This window comes from Actinoplanes sp. NPDC049548, from assembly GCF_040676695.1.
In the GTDB taxonomy this organism is placed as follows: Bacteria; Actinomycetota; Actinomycetes; order Mycobacteriales; family Micromonosporaceae; genus Actinoplanes.
Genome location: NZ_JBFAPM010000081.1, coordinates 1 through 1062 on the forward strand (window position 1 = coordinate 1; position 1062 = coordinate 1062).

At 66.8% G+C, this 1062-nt stretch carries 1 protein-coding gene; it reads left to right on the forward strand.

The annotated features are described in order from the left end of the window. Window positions 1-140: 140 nt before the first annotated feature. Window positions 141-1062: PLP-dependent aminotransferase family protein (locus AB0J80_RS38545; protein ID WP_364714801.1), on the forward strand; the 922-nt coding region annotated here is incomplete at its 3' end.

Genomic DNA, 1062 nt, shown 5'->3' on the forward strand with positions numbered 1-1062 from the left:
CTTTCCGAGGCCTTCACCACCACCTACCCGTGGGAGGAAAGGCGACGGCACAGCGCAGACGCTCTGGAAGGCCCGCGCGCGTTCGCCGAGAAACGGTCGCCCGTCTGGTCCGGGCGTTGAGGCTTCGACAGGGGGGAACCATGACCGCCGATCGCGTGCTGCGCAAGGAGAGTCTGCATTCGAGTCTGGCTGATCCGGTGCTGGACACGATGACCTTTCTCAACGAGGTCACCATGCGCTACCCCGAAGCGATCTCGTTCGCGCCAGGCCGGCCGTATGACGGGTTCTTCGACACCGAGGACATCGTCACGCACCTGCGCCGCTACCTGGACCACCTGAGCGAGGCCGGCTGGTCACCGCAGCAGATCCGCACCGCGATGTACCAGTACGGCACCACCGCCGGTCAGATCCGTGACCTGATCGCCGCATCGCTACGCATCGACGAACACATCGACGTCACACCCGAGAGCATCGTGGTCACCGTCGGCGCTCAGGAAGCCATGCTGCTGGTGCTACGGGCGTTGATCGCCGGCCCGTCCGACGTGCTGCTGGTCTCCAGCCCCTGCTACGTCGGCATCACCGGCGCGGCCCGGCTGCTCGACATCCCCCTCGTGGATGTCGAGGAACCCGCCGACGGGTTCTCCTGCGCGAAAGTCGAAGCGGCCATCCAGCGTGAACACGCCCGCGGACGCCGACCCCGAGCGTTCTACGTGGTGCCGGACCACTCCAACCCGTCGGGCACCACCATCGGACCCGAGGCTCGCGCGCAGCTGCTCGAGCTCGCCGCCCGCCACCAGCTGCTGATCATCGAGGACAGCCCGTACCGTCTGGTCAGCCCCGGCAACCCGCTGCCCACTTTGAAATCACAGGACACCGCGGGGGTGGTCGTGCACCTCGGCTCCTATTCGAAGACCGTGTTCCCCGGCGCCCGGGTCGGCTACATCGTCGCCGACCAACGCATCACCAGCGCCGACGGGCACAGCACGCTGCTCGCCGACGAACTGTCGAAGATCAAAAGCATGGTCACCGTCAACACCTCCTCGCTGAGCCAGGCCGTGGTCG